General features: G+C 66.1%; 15 protein-coding genes. 9 read left to right on the top strand and 6 right to left on the bottom strand.

Annotated features, from left to right (window positions below):
- The first annotated feature begins 13 nt into the window (after positions 1-13).
- The 6 genes from CCO03_RS11635 to CCO03_RS11610 all read left to right on the top strand — a co-directional run bounded on the left by CCO03_RS11635 (position 14) and on the right by CCO03_RS11610 (position 6,773).
- Positions 14-1,654 (top strand): long-chain-fatty-acid--CoA ligase, encoded by a 1,641-nt coding sequence (locus tag CCO03_RS11635; RefSeq protein WP_087281209.1) that lies wholly within the window; start codon positions 14-16, stop codon positions 1,652-1,654.
- A gap of 137 nt (positions 1,655-1,791) precedes the next feature.
- Positions 1,792-2,607, top strand: a complete 816-nt coding sequence (locus CCO03_RS11630) for an ABC transporter ATP-binding protein (RefSeq protein ID WP_087281207.1) — start codon at positions 1,792-1,794, stop codon at positions 2,605-2,607.
- Positions 2,608-2,707: 100 nt separating this feature from the next.
- Positions 2,708-3,424: an ABC transporter ATP-binding protein gene (locus CCO03_RS11625; protein ID WP_087281205.1), complete on the top strand. Its 717-nt coding sequence runs from the start codon at positions 2,708-2,710 to the stop codon at positions 3,422-3,424.
- Positions 3,425-3,519: 95 nt separating this feature from the next.
- Positions 3,520-4,392: a branched-chain amino acid ABC transporter permease gene (locus CCO03_RS11620; protein WP_087281203.1), complete on the top strand. Its 873-nt coding sequence runs from the start codon at positions 3,520-3,522 to the stop codon at positions 4,390-4,392.
- A 91-nt stretch (positions 4,393-4,483) separates the two neighbouring features.
- Positions 4,484-5,434: a branched-chain amino acid ABC transporter permease gene (locus CCO03_RS11615; protein ID WP_236904132.1), complete on the top strand. Its 951-nt coding sequence runs from the start codon at positions 4,484-4,486 to the stop codon at positions 5,432-5,434.
- A gap of 124 nt (positions 5,435-5,558) precedes the next feature.
- A complete protein-coding gene (locus CCO03_RS11610; protein ID WP_087284600.1) occupies positions 5,559-6,773 on the top strand; it encodes an ABC transporter substrate-binding protein in 1,215 nt (404 codons plus the stop codon).
- Positions 6,774-7,095: 322 nt separating this feature from the next.
- Here CCO03_RS11610 and CCO03_RS11605 read toward each other — a convergent pair whose 3' ends face one another.
- Positions 7,096-8,085, bottom strand: a complete 990-nt coding sequence (locus CCO03_RS11605) for a Bug family tripartite tricarboxylate transporter substrate binding protein (RefSeq protein ID WP_087281200.1) — start codon at positions 8,083-8,085, stop codon at positions 7,096-7,098.
- 243 nt (positions 8,086-8,328) lie between these two features.
- Here CCO03_RS11605 and CCO03_RS11600 point away from each other — a divergent pair, with 243 nt between their 5' ends.
- Positions 8,329-9,924 carry a DEAD/DEAH box helicase gene (locus tag CCO03_RS11600; RefSeq protein WP_087281198.1) on the top strand — a complete coding sequence of 532 codons (1,596 nt, stop codon included), beginning with the start codon at positions 8,329-8,331 and terminating at the stop codon, positions 9,922-9,924.
- A 411-nt stretch (positions 9,925-10,335) separates the two neighbouring features.
- Here CCO03_RS11600 and CCO03_RS11595 read toward each other — a convergent pair whose 3' ends face one another.
- The gene (locus CCO03_RS11595; RefSeq protein ID WP_236903787.1) at positions 10,336-11,616 is read right to left on the bottom strand and encodes a DUF445 domain-containing protein; all 1,281 of its coding nucleotides are present in this window, start codon (positions 11,614-11,616) and stop codon (positions 10,336-10,338) included.
- Positions 11,617-12,450, bottom strand: coding sequence for a symmetrical bis(5'-nucleosyl)-tetraphosphatase (locus CCO03_RS11590; RefSeq protein ID WP_087284596.1), 834 nt, complete (start codon positions 12,448-12,450; stop codon positions 11,617-11,619). It abuts the gene before it with no gap.
- Positions 12,451-12,484: 34 nt separating this feature from the next.
- On the opposite strand from CCO03_RS11590, the gene CCO03_RS11585 reads away from it, so the two are divergent.
- Both CCO03_RS11585 and CCO03_RS11580 read left to right on the top strand, forming a co-directional pair.
- Positions 12,485-13,795, top strand: a complete 1,311-nt coding sequence (locus CCO03_RS11585) for a hemolysin family protein (RefSeq protein ID WP_087281196.1) — start codon at positions 12,485-12,487, stop codon at positions 13,793-13,795.
- A gap of 46 nt (positions 13,796-13,841) precedes the next feature.
- Entirely contained in the window at positions 13,842-14,132 is a 291-nt protein-coding gene (locus CCO03_RS11580) for an H-NS histone family protein (protein ID WP_169717468.1), read from the top strand.
- Between the two features lie 103 nt (positions 14,133-14,235).
- On the opposite strand, the gene CCO03_RS11575 is transcribed toward CCO03_RS11580, so the two are convergent.
- The 3 genes from CCO03_RS11575 to CCO03_RS11565 all read right to left on the bottom strand — a co-directional run bounded on the left by CCO03_RS11575 (position 14,236) and on the right by CCO03_RS11565 (position 17,599).
- Positions 14,236-15,774, bottom strand: a complete 1,539-nt coding sequence (locus CCO03_RS11575) for a PglL family O-oligosaccharyltransferase (RefSeq protein ID WP_087281192.1) — start codon at positions 15,772-15,774, stop codon at positions 14,236-14,238.
- Positions 15,775-15,777: 3 nt separating this feature from the next.
- A complete protein-coding gene (murI, locus tag CCO03_RS11570) occupies positions 15,778-16,665 on the bottom strand; it encodes a glutamate racemase (RefSeq protein ID WP_087284594.1) in 888 nt (295 codons plus the stop codon).
- Between the two features lie 136 nt (positions 16,666-16,801).
- Complete coding sequence (locus tag CCO03_RS11565; RefSeq protein ID WP_087281190.1) at positions 16,802-17,599, bottom strand: PP2C family protein-serine/threonine phosphatase; 798 nt, start codon at positions 17,597-17,599, stop codon at positions 16,802-16,804.
- Positions 17,600-17,764 lie beyond the last annotated feature (165 nt).

The following is a 17,764-nucleotide window of genomic DNA, read 5'->3' as shown; positions in this document are numbered from 1 at the left end:
AGAGAGGCCCGCGATGCATGGCTTGATGCAGGACCGCCCGTTGATGATTTCGTCGTTGCTCGAGCATGCGGCGCGTTTCCACCCCCACACCGAGATCGTGTCGCGCCTGCCCGAGGGGCCCATGCACCGCACCACCTGGGGGCAGTTGAGCGGGCGTGCCAAGCAGGCGGCCAACGCCCTGCAGCGCCTGGGCGTGGCGCCCGGCGAGCGGGTCGGCACGCTGGCCTGGAACTCTCACCGCCACCTGACGCTGTACTTCGGTGTCTCGGGCACGGGGGCGGTGCTGCACACTGTGAACCCGCGCCTGTTTCCCGAACAGATCGCCTACATCGTCAACCACGCGGAAGACAAGGTCCTGTTCTTCGACATCACCTTTGCCAAGCTGGTCGAGCAGCTGGCGCCGCAGCTGACCTCGGTGCGGGCCTTCGTCGCCATGACGGACGAGGCCCACATGCCGGCCATCGACGTGCCCAACCTGCTGTGCTACGAAACCCTGCTGGACGCGGAGAGCGAGGCCTACACCTGGCCCGAGTTCGACGAGCGCAGCGCGTCATCGCTGTGCTACACCTCGGGCACCACGGGCAACCCCAAGGGCGTGCTGTATTCGCACCGGTCCACGGTGCTGCATGCGCTGATGGAGCTGTCGCTGGACACCTTCGGCATCTCGTCGGCCGAGACGTTGATGCTCATCGTGCCCATGTTCCACGCCAACGCCTGGGGCGCGCCCTATGCCGCGGCGATGGTGGGGTCCAAGCTGGTGCTGCCCGGCCCGCACCTGGACGGCGAAAGCGTCTACCGCCTGATGAAGGACGAGCGCGTGACCTTCTCGCAGGGTGTGCCCACGGTGTGGATGATGCTGTTCCAGTACCTGGACCAGCACCCCGAGATCGATCCCAAGGCCGAGCTGGCCGTCAAGTGCGTGGGCATCGGCGGCGCCGCCGTGTCGCGCGGCATGCTCGAGCGCTTCGAGAACCAGTTTGGCGCCCGCGTGATCCAGGGCTGGGGCATGACGGAAACCAGCCCCATCGGCGTCATCAGCAACCTGCTGCCGCACCATGCGAGCTGGCCGGCCGAAGACGTCATGGCGCTCAAGCTCAAGCAGGGCCGTGGCGTCTGGGGGGTGGACCTCAAGCTCGTCGGGCCCGATGGGGAAAGCGTGCCCTGGGACGGCGTGTCGAGCGGGCACCTGCACGTGCGCGGGCCTTGGATCGCCTCGGGCTATTTCCGCGACGAGGGCGGGGCGCAGCTCGATGCCGAGGGCTTTTTCCCGACCGGTGACGTGGCCACCATCGACCAGGAGGGCTACCTGCAGCTGGTCGACCGCGCCAAGGACGTGATCAAGTCGGGCGGCGAGTGGATTTCGTCCATCGACGTCGAGAACGCGGCGGCCTCGCACCCCACGGTGGCCGAGGCGGCGGTGATTGGCGTGGCCCACCCCAAGTGGCAGGAGCGGCCGCTGCTGCTGGTCGTGCCCCGCGCCGGCCACCAGGTGGACACGGCGGTGCTGATGGACTTTCTGGCCCAGCGCCTGGCCAAGTGGTGGCTGCCCGACGACATCGTCATCGTCGACGCCTTGCCCCACACCGCGACCGGCAAGATCCTCAAGGTGGCGCTGCGCAAGCAGTACCGCGAGCACGCCTTGCCCACCATCTGAGTGAATTGAATGGGTATGGGTCAATTGCCGTTGAATGAGCAACGGCACTGTGGCCATGCTGATCGAGTCCATGTGCACGCCCTGCCCGCACCGAGCAGGGGCGCCCCTGGGCCTGGCCATCGTTTTCAAGGAGTGCCATGTCAGTGCAGTCAAGCGGTGAAGACACGCGCGGCGCGGAGCTGTTGCGTCTGGAGGCCGTCACGGTCCGGTTCGGCGGCATCGTGGCCCTGGACGGCGTGTCGTTTTCGGTCCGGCGCGGCCAGATCTGCGCCCTGATCGGGCCCAACGGGGCCGGCAAGAGCACCTTGTTCAATTGCCTGTCGCGGCTGTATGCCTGCAACAGCGGCGCCATCTGGCTGGAAGGCCAGGCCGTGACCCACGTGCCCCGGCACCGCATGGCGGCCATGGGCATTGGCCGCACCTTTCAGAACCTGGCCATGTTCGCCAGCATGACGGTGCGCGAAAACGTGCTGATCGGCTGCCACACGCGCCACCACGCCGGCTTTGCGCGCAGCGCCCTGCGCCTTCCGGGCGCCAAGCGGCGCGAGGCCGAAGCTCAGGCCAAGGCCCAGCAACTGCTGGACTGGCTGGAGCTGACCCCGCATGCCGACAAGCTGGTGGGTGACCTGCCGTTCGGCACGCAAAAGCGCGTGGAGCTGGCACGCGCCCTGGCCACCGAACCCAAGCTGCTGCTGCTCGACGAGCCCGCTTGCGGGCTCAACCACGAGGAGCTGGACAAGCTCAGCGAGCTGATCCGCAGCATCCGCGACCGCATGGGCATCACCGTGCTGCTGGTGGAGCACCACATGGGGCTGGTGATGGGCCTGTCGGACCACGTGGTGGCGCTGAACTTCGGCAAGAAGATCGCCGAAGGCACGCCCGCCGAGGTGCGCGCCCACCCCGAGGTGATTCGCGCCTACCTGGGCGCCGAGGCCGAGGAGGCAATGGCATGAGCATTGCATCCATATGCAGTATGGTGCTGCGCCCGATTGGTGATGATCGGGCGATCAGGGATACTGCTAAAGCCGCGACGCAAACGCACGGAGGTGATGAATGACTGCTTTGCTGGAAGTGCGCGGCCTCAAGGCCCGCTACGGAAAAATCGAGGTGCTGCACGGCATCGACCTGGACGTGATGCAGGGCAAGGTCACCACCTTGCTGGGTGCCAATGGCGCCGGCAAGACCACCAGCCTGCGCGCGCTGTGCCAGTTCATGGCCAGCAGCAGCGGCTCGATCAAGCTGGCGGGCACCGAGCTGGTGGGCCGCTCGACCGAGGCCATTGCCAAGATGGGCGTGGGCCACGTGCCCGACGGACGGGGCACGTTTCAGGGCCTGACCACCGAGGAAAACCTGCGCCTGGGGGCCTATGCCCGCAGCAGCCGCGAGGGCGTCGAGGCCGATCTGGCGCGCATCTACGACTACTTTCCGCGCCTGAAGGAGCGGGAGAAGCAGCAGGCCGGCACCTTGTCGGGCGGCGAGCAGCAGATGCTGGCCATCGGCCGCGCGTTGATGGGCCGGCCCCGCCTGCTGCTGCTCGACGAGCCGTCGTTCGGCCTGGCACCGCTGGTCGTCAAGGACATCTTCGGCATCATGCGCCGCATCAACCAGGAGCAGGGCGTGTCCATCCTGCTGGTCGAGCAGAACGCCCGTCTGGCGCTGGAGATGGCCGACACGGCCTACCTGCTGGAGACCGGCCGTGTGGTGCTGTCGGGCAGCTCGGACGAGATGAAACGCAATGACGCCGTGCGCCGCGCCTACCTGGGCGAGTAGGCGATCGGTGCGGTGAGCGTAGGGGCCGCGAACGTGCGCCGGCCCGCGCCGCCTGCGCCCGAAGCGGGGACCACAAGACAAGGACAGGAGACGCAATGCAAGAGTTCGCACATCAGGTGCTCGCGGGGTTGGCCACAGGCGGCATCTACGGCTGCGTGGCCCTGGCGCTGGTGATGATCTACCAGGCCACGCAACACATCAATTTCGCGCAGGGTGAGATGGCCATGTTCTCCACCTTCCTGGCGTGGATGCTCATCAATGCCGGCATGCCGTACTGGGGGGCTTTCGTGCTCACGGTGGTGCTGTCGTTCGCCATCGGCGCCGTGGTCGAGTTCGCGGTCATCCGGCCGCTGCACAACGCGCCCATGCTGTCTATCGTCGTGGTCTTCATCGGGCTGATGGTGATCTTCCACAGCCTGGCCGGCTGGATCTTCGGCTACACCATCAAGCCCTTCCCGAGCCCGTTCCCCAGCAACGCCTGGTACGGCAGCTCGCTGATGTCGGCGCACGAGGTGGGCACCATCTTCGTGGCCCTGGTCATGGTGGCGCTGCTGTTTGCCTTCTTCAAGCTGACGCCGCTTGGCCTGGCCATGCGCGCCGCCGCGCAGAACCCCGGTTCGTCGCGCCTGGTCGGCATCCGCGTGGGCCGCATGCTGATGCTGGGCTGGGGCCTGGCGGCGGCCATCGGCGCGGTGGCCGGGATGATGGTGGCGCCCGTGGTCTTCCTCGACCCCACGATGATGACCGGCGTGTTGATCTACGCCTTTGCCGGCGCCTTGATCGGCGGCATCGACAACCCCATTGGCGCCGTCATCGGCGGGTTGCTGGTGGGCGTGCTGGAAAACCTCATGGGCGCCTACGTGGTGGGCTCGGAGCTCAAGCTCGTGGTGGCCCTGATCGTGATCGTGGCGGTGCTCATCGTGCGGCCCTCGGGCCTGCTGGGCCGCAGGATCGTCACCCGGGTTTAAGCGGAAGGCCATGACTGTCATGAATGAATCCACCTTGAAGGCCGCTCCGGCCGGGCTGCAGCCCATTCCGTCTTCCGGCCTGGTGAAGGCCATGAGCCTGCCGCGCCTGGCCGTCGTCGCGGTGCTGATCCTGGCCTGCGCGCTCACCTTCGTGCTCAAGGGCTACCAGCTGTTCCAGGGCGCCATGGTGCTGTCCTATGCCATTGCGCTGATTGGGCTCAACATGCTGACGGGCTACAACGGCCAGATCTCGTTGGGCCACGGTGCGTTTTTCGCGCTGGGGGCCTATGCCGCCGGCATGCTCATCGAACACCTGGGCATGCCGTATTGGTTGACCATCCCCTGCGCGGGGGTCTTGTGCCTGGTGGTGGGCTATGTGTTTGGCCGGCCGGCGCTCAAGCTCGAAGGCCTGTACCTGGCCCTGGCCACCTTTGCGCTGGGCGTGGCCATGCCGCAGTTGCTCAAGTACAAGGCGCTCGAGCCCTGGACCGGCGGCGTGCAGGGCCTCATCCTGATGAAGCCCGATGCGCCGTTCGGCCTGCCGCTGACGCCCGACCAGTGGATGTACGTGTTCGCCCTGATCGTGACCATCGTCATGTTCTGGCTGGCGCACAACATGATCGAGAGCAGCACCGGCCGCGCCTTGCGGGCGATCCGCGATCACGCCATGGCGGCGGAGGCCATGGGGGTGGACAACCGCCACTACAAGTCCATGACCTTCGGCATCTCGGCCGCTTACACCGGCGTGGGGGGCGCGCTGTCGGCCATCGCGGTGCAGTTCGTGTCGCCCGACTCGTTCAACCTGTTCCTGTCGATCTCGCTGCTGGTGGGCATCGTGGTGGGCGGCGTCGGCACGCTGTGGGGCGCCTTGTTCGGGGCGGTGTTCATCATGTTCGTGCCCACGCTGGCCGAATCCATCTCCAAGGCCGCGCCTTGGGCCATCTATGGCGTGGTGCTCATCGTGCTGATGTTCCTCATGCCCGGTGGCGTGGTCGGCCTGGCCAAGAAGCTGGCCGGCGCCCGCAGCCAGGCGGGGCGCTGAGCACACGGCAGCCCGGCGAGTTGTCGCCCCTTTGTTCATTCAGCAGGACCACCCGGCAGGCCAGGCCTGCCGGCTCGCAGCAGTGCCTTCTCTCACCACCCAGGAGACCCGTGTGATCCAAGCCATGAACGAATCCCGCCGCCGCGCGCTGAAAGTGGGGGCTGCAGCCGCCCTGTCCGGCACCCTGCCGCTCGCTGCCCTGGCCAAGGGGCGCTATGACGTGGGCGCCAACGACAAGGAAATCAAGCTGGGCAACCTTGAGCCGTACTCGGGCCCGGCTTCGGCCTACGGCACCTGTGGCAAGGCGCTCGACGCCTTTTTCAAGAAGCTCAATGCCGAGGGCGGCATCAACGGGCGACAGATCAACTTCATCAGCCTGGACGATGCCTACAACCCGGCCAAGTCGGTCGAGTTGACGCGCAAGCTGGTCGAGCAGGAGGAGGTGCTGTGCATGTTCTCGTCGCTGGGCTCGTCGCAGAACATTGCGGTGCAGAAATACCTCAACGCCCGCAAGGTGCCGCAACTGTTCGTGGGCGCCGGCACCACGCGCTTCGGCGATCACAAGAACTTTCCGTGGACCATGGGCTGGCAGCCCTCGTACCAGGCCGAGGGTCGCATCTTTGCGCGCCACATCCTGGAAAACCACCCGAATGCCAAGATCGGCGTGCTGATGCAGAACGACGACTTCGGCAAGGACAATTTCCAGGGGCTGGTGGACGGCCTGGGGACCAAGAAGACCTTGATCACCCAGCACGTCACCTACGACGTGACCGACCCCACGGTCGACAGCGCGCTGGTCAAGCTCAAGTCGGCCGGCTGCGACGTGTTCGTCAACATCACCACGCCCAAGTTCGCGGCCCAATCCATCCGCAAGGTGGTTGAGCTGGGCTGGGCACCGGCCCACTACCTGGCCAGCGTGTCGCAGTCGGTGGCCTCGGTGCTCAAGCCCGCGGGGCTGGACAACGCCAAGGGGGTGATTTCGGCCTCCTACATCATGGACACGGCCTCGCCCGAAGCTGCCACGGACAAGCACATGCAGGCGTACTTCGCCATGATGAAGCAGTACTTTCCCGCCGGCGATCCGCACGACTGGCTGAACGTGCTGAGCTATTCGACCGCCGCCACCCTGGTCCAGGTGCTGCGCCAGTGCGGCGATGACCTGACGCGCGCCAACGTCATGAAGCAGGCCGCCAGCCTCAAGGACTACGCCGCGCCGCTGCTGTTCCCCGGCATCCTGGTCAACACCTCGCCCACCGACTACTACCCGGTGGAGCAAAAAGTGCTGCAGCGCTTCAACGGCCAGAAGTACGAAACCATCACCAAGCCCCTGGCGGGTTGACGCACCGCGCAGTGCGGCAGACGCCCGACCCACTCGGTCCTGTCCCAGGGCAGGGCCAGTGGCTTTGGGCCAACGCGCGTTTTGCGCGGTCGTGCCGTGCGCCACAGGATGAAGCGGTCGTGTTCCGTTGGCTCCGGCGCGATCCGATCCACCGTCTCACAGGCGCGCCCCCCGGCCGCTGTCCAGGTCGCCAGGGCCAAGAGACACCCTGCCCAGACGGGGACGGTCCGCGGCTTGACGGCCTGTCAATGCATTTTGGTTGGGGTATGGGGTGATTGCCGATGGCAAACACTATCATCTGAATCGATACCCCATTTGGAACTCACTGGTTGACCTGAACGCCAGTGACCTTGAACACGTTGGCCCAGTTCTTGACCTCGTCGCCCACGAACTGGGTGTAGCGTGCGGCGCTGTAGCCGTTGGCGCTCTCGGCCCCCATTTTTTCCATCTGCGAACGCACGGGCTCGGTGCTCATGATGCGCACGACTTCCTTGTTCAGGCGCTCGACGATGGGCTTGGGCACGTTGGCGGAAAAGTAGAGGCCGACCCAGTTCTGCAGGTCATAGTCCTTCACCCCGGCCTCCGACAACGACGGCACGTCCTTGAACAGCGGGCTGCGCTTGGCCGTGGTGACGGCGATGGGGCGCAGCTTGCCCGAGGACACCATGCTGGCGGAGCTGACGGTGTCGGAAATCGCGACGGGCAGGTGGCCGGCCAGCACGTCGTTCATGGACGGGCCGTTGCCCTGGTAGGGCACATGGGCGAAGGGCAGGCCCGTCTTGTGGCGCAGCAGCTCACCCGACAGGTGCGTGGCACCCCCATTGCCGGCCGAGCCAAAGCCGATGGACTTTTGCGTCTTCGCCCAGGCCATGAACTCGGGCAGGGTCTTGGCCGGGTGATCGGGCCTGACCAGCAGGTAGTTGGGCATGGTGATCAGCAGCGCCACGGGCTCGAAGCTTTTGACCGGGTCGTACTTGACGTTGGACTGCGACGAGGGCGCCATCACGTGGCCGGTGGCGCTGATCAGCAGCGTGTAGGCATCGCCTTTGTGCTGGTTGGCCACGTACTCGGTGCCCACCTGGCCACCGGCGCCAGGCTTGTTGATGACGACGAAGGGCTGTTTGAAAACCGCTTGCAGCTCTTTGGCCAGCACGCGGCCGACCAGGTCGGTCGCGCCACCCGGCGCGAAGCTGACGACGATGTTCACAGGTTTGGTGGGCCAGGCGGCCGCGGACTCGGCCACGGCGGTGGTGTGGACGGCGAGCGGGGCAAGCCCGCTCAGGGCACAGGCAAGAAGGCGGCGACGGATCATGGTGGACGGGGCGAAAGGTTGGCGGGGCGGGCGGGTGGTGGGCGCCACGCTGCGTGCAGCGCACCGTGGCTCGCACCCGGACCGCCGGTCAGATGGCTGGCTGAGTGCACGTCGATTGTCGACAGGCAAGTGCCGACTGGCGGTCCAACAGGTGACTGTGGCGGTCTGGCAAGCGCATGTTGTTTTATGGGCAAATCCGGGTTTGCACTCAAATGCGTCCTAAGTGAGACAATCGCCGGTTAGATGACACAAGCTTTCACCTCTCTCCAATTGGCCGAACCCATTGCCCGCGCCGTGGCTGAAATGGGTTACGAGAACATGACCCCGATTCAGGCGCAGGCCATTCCGGTGGTGCTCGCAGGCCAGGATGTGATGGGCGCCGCCCAGACCGGCACCGGCAAAACGGCTGCGTTTTCGCTGCCGCTGCTGCAGCGCCTGCTCAAGCATGAAAACGCCTCGGCGTCGCCGGCACGCCACCCGGTGCGCGCGCTGGTGCTGCTGCCGACCCGTGAGTTGGCCGACCAGGTGGCGCAGCAGATCAAGCTGTATGCCCAGTACACCAACCTGCGCTCGGCCGTGGTGTTCGGCGGCGTGGACATGAAGCCGCAGACGGCCGAGCTCAAGGCCGGCGTCGAGGTGCTGGTGGCCACGCCCGGCCGGCTGCTCGACCACATCGAAGCCAAGTCGGCCGTGCTCAACCAGGTCGAGTACGTGGTGCTGGACGAGGCCGACCGCATGCTGGACATCGGCTTCCTGCCCGACCTGCAACGCATCCTGAGCCACCTGCCGCCCAAGCGCACCACGCTGCTGTTCTCGGCCACGTTCTCGCCCGAGATCAAGAAGCTGGCTGGCAGCTACCTGCAAAACCCCGTCACCATCGAGGTGGCCCGGCCCAACGAAACGGCTTCGACCGTCGAGCAGCGCTTTTTCCGCGTGGCCGAAGACGACAAGCGACGCGCCATCGAGCACATCCTGCGCGAGCGCCAGATCAAGCAGGCCTTCGTGTTCACCAACTCCAAGCTGGGTTGCGCACGCCTGGCCCGGGCGTTTGAACGCGACGGCTACCGCACGGCAGCGCTGCACGGCAACAAGACCCAGGACGAGCGCCTGAAATCGCTCGAAGCCTTCAAGCAGGGCGAGGTCGACCTGCTGGTCTGTACCGATGTGGCCGCGCGCGGCCTGGACATCAAGGATGTGCCCGCGGTGTTCAACCACGACATCCCGTTCAATGCCGAGGATTACGTGCACCGCATTGGCCGCACCGGCCGGGCAGGGGCGTCGGGTCTGGCGGTCAGCCTCGCATCGGGGGGCAACGACAACCGCCTGGTGGCCGACATCGAAAAGCTGATCAAGAAGTCGATCGAGCTGGAGGCGCTGGACATGGACACGCGCCGCCGCGCGCCCGAGCGCGTCGGCCGGGGCGACCGTGGTGAACGCAGCGACCGCCCCGAGCGTGGCGACCGTGAAGAGCGCCGCGGTGATCGCAGCGAACGGGACGAGCGCCGCAGCCGGCGCGATGACGACGGCTGGCGCAAGCGCGCCGATGGCGGGTCCAGCCACGCTGCACGCGCCCACAAGGCCGCGCCCACGGATCCCTTCTTCGACAAGCCCTACGAGCCGACGGCGGCTGGGGTGCAAGAGCTGCCGGCCTGGGAATCGCAGGGCCGCCGCCTGCGCAAGGGCGCATCGCTCAACATCCGCTCGCGGCGCAACACCGCAGCCCTGTTCGCGCCGCCCAAGCCACGCACCGAGCAGTCCTTGCAGCGTGAAGCCGAGCGTCGGCAAGCGCTGGACGATGCGCGCGACGAGGTGCAGTGCACGGCTGAACACGCGCAGTGATTCGCAAACCCTCTGGGGAGTATGCCCCGGTTGTCGTTTTCGATTGAATGGCAACCGGGGCATACTGCTTTTCAGGCGGCCGTAGTTGCGCTTTCGTCGGCGACATGGGCGGGTCGTCAGCTCAGACACTGGTGGTCATCCACAGCGGGGTGCTGAGCGATCTGCACAGGCCTCCAGGCGGTGTCGCTGGTGTGGGCGGCAAGGGCGCTGTTCGTTGCATGGCAGCTGCGGCTGACCTGCCTCCGGAGCACAGTCACCATTTTTTCGCGGCGCGGCGCGGCGCTGCGCAGTAGGCCCAAGGCATTGACCGAGGTGCTTGACCGGCTCGGCATGTTGCGCGCAATGCGCTTTTGGTTTGGCTCAACGCCGGGGCCGTGTAGCTGGCAGCCTTTTAGGTGAAGAGGTCAGTCCTCAGGCCGCCAGGGCCAGCGCAGCCTGGGTCAGGGCGTGAATCAACACGCCGATCAGGCCACCCACCAGCGTGCCGTTGATGCGGATGAACTGCAGATCGCGTCCGATGTGGGCTTCCAGCTCCTGGGACAGCTCCTGCGCGTTCCACTGGTGCACGCGCGCCACGATGTAGCGGCGGATGTCGTCGCGGTGGCGATCGACCAGCGCGGGGGCTGCGCGCAGGAGTTCGGCCTGCAGCCAGTCGCGCAGCGCGGCGTCGGCTTTCAGGTGTTCGCCAATGGCCTGGACGATGGACGCGACCTGCGTGGCGAGGCGTGAGTCGGGCTGTGCGAGATCCTGCGCCAGCCACTGCAGGAATTCGTCCCAGAGCTGTTGCACATAACCCGACACGGCGGGATGGGTGAGCAGGGCATCTCGCCATTGGCTGACGCGTTCGTGCAAGGCCGGGTCGTGCTGCAGGCGTTGCACGAAGTCCTGGGCAAAGCCGTCGAAGCGCTGTCGCAGTTCATGCTGGGGGTCGTCCACCATATCGCGCAGGGTGTTCGCCACGGCGTGCACCAGCTTGCCGGTGGCCATGCGCGCGGCCACCTGGTCCAGGCCCACGTAGCGCAGCGTGCGCAGCTCCTTGGCAATGACCTCGGTGACGTGCTCCTGCACGCCTTCCTTGCCCAGCCAGGTGGCGACCTGCAGCATGACGGCGTCCAGCAGCTGCTGGTGCCGGCCGTCGTGCGTCATGCCGGACAGGACCTGGCCGGTCAGCGGCGCGATGGCGATGCGGCGCAGCCCTTTGTGCGCCAGCTGCTGCACGAAGTCACGCACCTGGGGCGTGGCCAGCGCACGCAGCGCCCATTGCGCCACCACAGTCAGCTGGGTGGACACGCGTTCGGCATGGGCCGGTGTGGCCAGCCAGCGGGCCAGTTTGCCGGGCACATCGAGCTGGGCCAACTTGCCCAGCACCTGCTCGGTGCTGAGGAAGTGTTGGCAGAGGAAATTGGCCAGGTTCTCGCCAATGCGGTCTTTGTTCTCGGGGATGATGGCCGTGTGGGGAATGGGCAGGCCCAGCGGATGGCGGAACAGGGCCACCACGGCGAACCAGTCGGCCACCGCGCCCACCATCGCGGCTTCGGCAAACGCGGCCAGGTACGACCAGGTGGCATGCGGGCGCGTGGTCTGCAGGACGACGGCCAGCACATACAGGGTGGCGGCCGCCACCAGCAGGCCCAGGGCCAGACGCTTCATGTCGGCGGTGGGCTTGCTCAGGCTCAGGCGGGTGGGCTGCATTCAGCCTCGCCCGGGTGCCTGGGCCTGCGGGCAGGGGACGCGGATGGGGCGGTGATCGGCCGGGGTGGTTCCCAGTTCGAGCGCGGTGAGCTGACCACCCCAGACGCAGCCGGAGTCGATGGAAAACACGTCCTGGCGGTTCAACCAGCCCAAGGTGGACCAATGGCCGAAGACGACGGTGTCGTGCGCCGTTTGGCGGCCCGGCACATCGAACCAGGGCATGAAGCCGGGCGGCGGCGCATCGGTGGTGACCTTGTTCTCGAAGTCCTGCCGGCCATCGGCGGCGCAGTAGCGCAGGCGGGTCAAGGCGTTGACGATGGCGCGCAGCCGTGCTGCGCCGGTCAGCGCGGGTGACCAGGCCGGCTCGTTGCCGAACAGCTCGGCCAGCACCTCGCGCCAATCGGGCCCCGACAGCGCGGCCTGTACCTCGGCTGCGAGAGCCAAGGTCTGGGCGCAGGTCCAGTCAGGCAGCACGCCCGCGTGAACCATGAGGGTGTCGGCCGCGTGCAGCGCCAGAGGCTGCCGACGCAGCCAGTCCATCCAGGCCGCGGCGTCGGGGGCCTGGAGGATGGGGCCCAGGGTGTCCTTGCGGCCGGCCGTGCGAAGGCCTTGCGACACGGCCAGCAGGTGGATGTCGTGGTTGCCCAGCAGGCACCGGGCGGCATCGCCCAGGGCGTGCACGCGTTGCAGGCAACCCAGGGAATCGGGGCCTCGGTTGACGAGGTCGCCCAGAAAAAATGCGGTGTCCCGGCTGGGGGAGAAATCCAGGGCGGCGAGCAGTGAGTCCAGGGCGCTTGCGCAGCCCTGCAGGTCGCCAATGCAGTACAGTGCCATGTCGTCATTTTCCACCGGCTCGCGCCGGCTTTGCATGAATCTCCTGCTGATTGTTTTTCTCACATTGCTCAATGGCGTGTTTGCCATGTCGGAGCTGGCGCTGGCATCGTCGCGCAAAGCCCGGTTGGCCGCCCTCAGCGAAGCAGGAGACAAAGGGGCGACCTCGGCGCTGAAGTTGCTTGAATCACCCACCCGGTTTTTGTCGACGGTGCAGGTGGGCATCACCTCCATCGGCATTTTGAACGGCATCGTGGGTGAGGCGGCCTTCAGTGCGCCCGTGGCCGCCTGGTTGCAAAACCTGGGCATGGCCGATAAGCCGGCCGGCATTTTGGCCACGGCGCTGGTGGTTGCGGCGATCACCTTCACCACCATCATTTTTGGCGAACTGGTGCCCAAGCGCATCGGGCAGCTGTTTCCCGAGCAGGTGGCGCGGGTGGTTGCGCCGCCCATGGCGGGTTTGGCCACGGTTGCCAAGCCGTTTGTCTGGTTGCTGTCGCTGAGCACCACGGCGATTTTGAAACTGCTGCGCATCAATAACCAATCACAGCGCGCCGTCACCGAAGAGGAAATCGCCGCCAGCCTGGAAGAGGGGGTGGATGCGGGCCTGATCGAGGAAAGCGAGCACCAGATGGTGCGCAACGTGTTTCACCTCGATGACCGCGCGCTGACCTCGCTCATGGTGCCCCGCGGCGACATCGAATGGCTGGATGAAACCCTCACGGTTTCTCAGGCCTTGGAGAAGGTCTCGGTCCAGGCCAATGTCCATGTGCATTCGTGGTACCCCGTGTGCCGCGAAAACCTGGACGAGGTGAATGGCACGATTGCATTGGCGCAACTGCTGGCCCTGGGTCGTGATTGCCACGACACCTTGAGCCAACACGCGCAGGCCGCGATTTTCGTGCCCGAAACCCTGTCGGGCATGGAGTTGCTGGAGCATTTGCGTGCCAAATCGGCGCGCATGGTGTTTGTGGTGGATGAATATGGCGTCGTCCAAGGTCTGGTGACGCCGAGGGATTTGCTGGAAGCCATCACGGGCGAGCTGCAACCCAGTGCATCCATCGATGCCTGGGCGGTCGTGCGTGAAGACGGCAGCTGGCTGCTGGATGGCATGATGCCGGTCAGTGAATTGAAGAGCCGCTTGGACATCAAGGAATTGCCCGATCAGGATAAAGGGCGTTACAACACTTTGGCAGGTTTGCTCATGTCCATTTCAGGCCGCTTGCCGGCGCTGGGTGAAAGCATCGAGTGCGGGCCCTGGCGGTTCGAGGTCGTTGATTTGGATGGTCGAAGGATTGATAAAGTCATTGCACATTCGCTTGCATTGCCGATTGAAAATGACGTTTGAAAAATCCGTATAATCGCGCCATACCGACTTTTTGGGATGAATGACCATGAGCAACTACCAGGAATTGCTGAAGCAGCGTGAGGAATTGGAAGCCAAGATTCGCGAAGCGCGCGAAACGGAGCTGAAGGACGCGATTGCTCAGGTGCGGGCCCTGGTGGCACAGTTTGACCTGACCGCCGACGATGTGTTTTCGTCGGGTAAACGTTCGAGCAAGAGCAGCGGTGCCAAAGTGGCGCCCAAATATCGCAATCCGGCCACCGGTGAAACCTGGACCGGCCGTGGCAAGGCGCCGAAATGGATTGCCGACAAGGACCGCGATCAGTTTTTGATTGCCTGAGTCGAAGTGGCATCCCGCCGCAAAAAGCCCCGCTTCATTGGCGGGGCTTTTTGTTGGGCGACATCTTGAGGGGCTGGATTGAGCCGCTGAAAACGGCGTGAAGTCAGCGGCTGGCGTTTTGCCAGTTGTCATGGTCCTCAGGATAGGCCGCCTGAAACCGGGCCCTGTGCAGGGTGACCACATCCGTGCGGCCAAGCAATGCGGCGCTGTCCAGCAGCTTTTCCACCACGCGGGGTTCTGGCGAATAGTGCAGGGTGCGTTCCGCCAGGCTCAGCATCTCGGCCGCATTGCCGCGATTGACGTCGCGAATCGACAAAGCGGCGAACTCCACGGTGCCTTTGAACAGCCACGAATCGCTGACTTTGGCCAAGGTGTTGTCGGCATAGTCGGGCGCCCGGTCCGGCGTGGCCAGAAACAGCTGGGCGATGCGCCAGTAATCGTGCGCGGCATACGCCAGCAGGGCCAGGCCCACGCTGGCCACGGCAACGCGCCAGCCGTGGGTGCGTGAAGACGAGGCCGCCTGTCCCAGCCATTGGCGATCGGCTTCCCCGGCTGGATCGCGCGTCAGCAGGATGCCCAGGGCGCACAGGCTGACCAGCTGAAACGGGCCGTACCAAAGCGGGTACTCGACCAGGGAATGGGCGGCCACAACGAGCAGGATGCCCCACGCGAGGCGGCGCTCGGGGGCCGATTCGCGCCAGGGACGGGCGCGCCAGACCCGCCAGGCGGCCAGCCCGCACAGCAGGGCCGCAATCGGCACGCCCAGCTCCACGGCGAGTTGCAGGGGCAGGTTGTGGGCGTTGTCGAGGATGTGGCAAAAGCGCGCCCCCTCGTACAGCGTCATGTAGTGCGCCCAGTCGAGGTTGCCCCAGCCCCAGCCTGTCCAGGGTTTCAGGGCAATCAGGTGCAGCACGTTGCGCCACAGGATGAGGCGGCTGCCGCAGGTGGACTCGCCCTGGGCGAGGCGATCCACGAGGTCGCGCCCTGAGGCGTTGCCGAGCCATTCCTCCACGGCGGGTGCGGCGACGAGCCACAGCCCATACAGCACGGCAACGCCCGAAGCCAGCAAGGGGAGGGTCCAGGCGCGGGCGGATTGCAGGCGATCCCTGAGCAGCCACCACCCCAGGCACGCAGCCCACAAGACGGCGATGTGCACCAGGCCGATGCGCGATGCGCTGATCACCATGGCGCTGGTGACCCAGGTCATGTAAGCCACCAACAGCAGGCGTTGGATCGCGCGCGGGGCAGTGGTTCGCCACAGCCAGACACCAGCCCACAGGCCCAGCGCCAACAGGCTGGCCAGCTGGTTGGGCTGGCGCAAATTGCCATAGGCCATGCCGGGGCCGGCCTGGGCCACCCAGGGGCGCCAGGCCTCTTCCAGGTCAAGCAATTGCAGCCAGGCGATGAGCGCACTCAGCCCGGCGGCAATCACCAAGCTCCAGACCAGCGTCGACACCGCGCTGACCCGAGATAGCGCGCCCGAGATCGCCAGGGCGACCATGGCGCACACCGCCGACGCCATCCAAGGCAGGGCATTGGTCAGGGGGCCCCAGGTTTTGGGCCACAACCAGGGCACGGTCAAGGCCAGGGTGACGACGAGGAACGCGGCCAGGTGCCGCGATGAGGGAGGGACAAATGACATCGATCAGCAGGGCAGCGGATGCGCAGGCAGCGGGGCCATGTGCATCCAGTGCTGGGCGGCCTGGCTCACGCGGTCAGGATCGCCGCTGGTCCACAGGTGAACGGCCTGGTGGGCGGATGAAACGGCCGAGCGCGGGCTGAGCTGCCCCAGCGCGTGCAGCACGTTCAGGGTGTGCAGGGCCACACGGTCACCGGGGTCCAGCAGGGTGACCTGCGGTGGCAACAGGGCCTGGATGCGGTCGGCAATCAGCGGGTAGTGGGTGCATCCCAGCACCACGGTGTCCACCTGCCCGGGCTCGGCGCCGCAGTGGCCCAACTGACCCAGGTATTGGTGCAAAAGCGCTTGCACGCGCTGCTCGGCCACGGGGCCGTTGGCTGCATCCACCAGCGCTTCGATGGCGCTGGCCAGGCCGTTGCAGGCCACGTCGTGCACGGCCAGAGCGGGGGCGTCGTCTGCGGCGTTCACGCTGGCCACGACGCGGCTGCGCAGCTCGCGGTACTTGGGGCTGGACAAGGTGCCCTGGGTGGCCAGCACGCCCACGGCGCCGGTGCGCGTCAGGGCGGCTGCGGGTTTGATGGCGGGTTCGATGCCGATGATGGGCCAGCCCGCATGGGCTTGGCGCAGCGTGTGGGCGGCCACCGCCGTGGCCGTGTTGCAGGCGATGACCAGGGCCTTGCACGCGCAGGCATCGCGCAGGAAGTGGGTGATGCGCTGGCTGCGCTCGGTGATGGCGGCGATGGACTTTTCGCCATACGGCGCGTGGCCGGTGTCGGCGACGTACACAAAGCGTTCCTGAGGCAGGCGCTGCAGCAGCGCGCGCAGCACGCTCAGGCCGCCGATGCCGCTGTCAAACACCCCAATGGGCGCGGAGCCCAGGTCGGTTGAACTCATGGCCGGCACACCCGGTCGTGCTGGGGTTGTTCACGCATGCGCAAGGGGTTGGTCAGATTTGAGGCAGTATGGTGCTGTTGCCGTTCGTTAATCAACGGCAAGTGCTGCATACTCCAAAAAATTTATGCGGAGTGGCTCACCGCAGGGTTTGAAACGCCGAGCCCACGGCGGGGCGGTTTTCCAGCACCTCGACCCGCACGATGGCCAACGACAGGTTGTCGCCGCTGCCGGCCGCGCGTTCACGGGCCTTGTTCACCAGCAGCTCGCTGGCCTCGCGGGGCGACAAGGTGCCCACGACCGAGGCCAGTTCTTCGTCGGTGAAGTAGTGCCACAGGCCGTCGGTGCAGGCGAGCAAGGCATCGCCCACCTCGAGCTTGGGGATGAAATGGCTGTCCAGCGTCGGATCCTCTTCGGTGCCCAGGCACGACAGCAGCACATTGCCTTGCGGGTGCACGCGGGCCTCGTCTTCGTCCAGCTCGCCGCGGTCCACCAGGGCCTGCACGTACGAGTGGTCGCTGGTGCGCCGCACCAGGCGCTTGTTGCGAAAGTGCATGAGGCGCGAATCACCGACGTGCAGCCAATGGCACTCGCCGCCGGGCAGGATCACGAAGGCCGCCAGCGTGCAATGCGGGTCCTGCTCACTCGACAAAGCCGTGAGCTTGATCACCATGTGGGCCTCCGAGGCGATCTGCTGCAGCAGGCTCGAGGCGTCGTCGCTGGCGGGGGAAAAGCGTTCGAACAGCTGGCGCGCTGTCAACAGCACCTGGTCGGCGGCCTTGCGTCCGCCCGTGCGGCCCCCCATGCCGTCGGCCACCACACCCAACACACAGCCATGGTTGCGTGGATGGGCAAACAGGCTGACCTGGTCTTGCTGGTATTCGCGGTCGCCCTTGTGCAGACCGGTGGCTGCGGTCAGTCGATAACCTTCTGTCATGATTGTTCTGTCCTTGGTCGTCGGCGCCAGGAACGCTCCCCGCAGTCTGGCGAACGCTCATTCTATGAACTGCCACGCGCCATCGCGTCCGATGCGGGTCAGGGGCTGAGACTTCGTGACCAAAAGCAGACGAATCATGGGCCTGCCGGGCGAAGTGGGTGCACC

This window comes from Comamonas serinivorans (genome assembly GCF_002158865.1).
Taxonomy (GTDB): domain Bacteria; phylum Pseudomonadota; class Gammaproteobacteria; order Burkholderiales; family Burkholderiaceae_C; genus Comamonas_E; species Comamonas_E serinivorans.
Note: the sequence above shows the minus strand (reverse complement) of the source record. Positions and strands in the feature narration are given on the sequence as shown.

Bases quoted from the DNA above. Each gene is read 5' to 3' on its own strand.
- CCO03_RS11635 (WP_087281209.1), top strand. From the start codon at position 14: ATGCATGGCTTGATGCAGGACCGCCCGTTGATGATTTCGTCGTTGCTC.
- CCO03_RS11630 (WP_087281207.1), top strand. From the start codon at position 1,792: ATGTCAGTGCAGTCAAGCGGTGAAGACACGCGCGGCGCGGAGCTGTTG.
- CCO03_RS11625 (WP_087281205.1), top strand. From the start codon at position 2,708: ATGACTGCTTTGCTGGAAGTGCGCGGCCTCAAGGCCCGCTACGGAAAA.
- CCO03_RS11620 (WP_087281203.1), top strand. From the start codon at position 3,520: ATGCAAGAGTTCGCACATCAGGTGCTCGCGGGGTTGGCCACAGGCGGC.
- CCO03_RS11615 (WP_236904132.1), top strand. From the start codon at position 4,484: ATGAGCCTGCCGCGCCTGGCCGTCGTCGCGGTGCTGATCCTGGCCTGC.
- CCO03_RS11610 (WP_087284600.1), top strand. From the start codon at position 5,559: ATGAACGAATCCCGCCGCCGCGCGCTGAAAGTGGGGGCTGCAGCCGCC.
- CCO03_RS11605 (WP_087281200.1), bottom strand. From the start codon at position 8,085: ATGATCCGTCGCCGCCTTCTTGCCTGTGCCCTGAGCGGGCTTGCCCCG.
- CCO03_RS11600 (WP_087281198.1), top strand. From the start codon at position 8,329: ATGACACAAGCTTTCACCTCTCTCCAATTGGCCGAACCCATTGCCCGC.
- CCO03_RS11595 (WP_236903787.1), bottom strand. From the start codon at position 11,616: ATGCAGCCCACCCGCCTGAGCCTGAGCAAGCCCACCGCCGACATGAAG.
- CCO03_RS11590 (WP_087284596.1), bottom strand. From the start codon at position 12,450: ATGGCACTGTACTGCATTGGCGACCTGCAGGGCTGCGCAAGCGCCCTG.
- CCO03_RS11585 (WP_087281196.1), top strand. From the start codon at position 12,485: ATGAATCTCCTGCTGATTGTTTTTCTCACATTGCTCAATGGCGTGTTT.
- CCO03_RS11580 (WP_169717468.1), top strand. From the start codon at position 13,842: ATGAGCAACTACCAGGAATTGCTGAAGCAGCGTGAGGAATTGGAAGCC.
- CCO03_RS11575 (WP_087281192.1), bottom strand. From the start codon at position 15,774: ATGTCATTTGTCCCTCCCTCATCGCGGCACCTGGCCGCGTTCCTCGTC.
- murI (WP_087284594.1), bottom strand. From the start codon at position 16,665: ATGAGTTCAACCGACCTGGGCTCCGCGCCCATTGGGGTGTTTGACAGC.
- CCO03_RS11565 (WP_087281190.1), bottom strand. From the start codon at position 17,599: ATGACAGAAGGTTATCGACTGACCGCAGCCACCGGTCTGCACAAGGGC.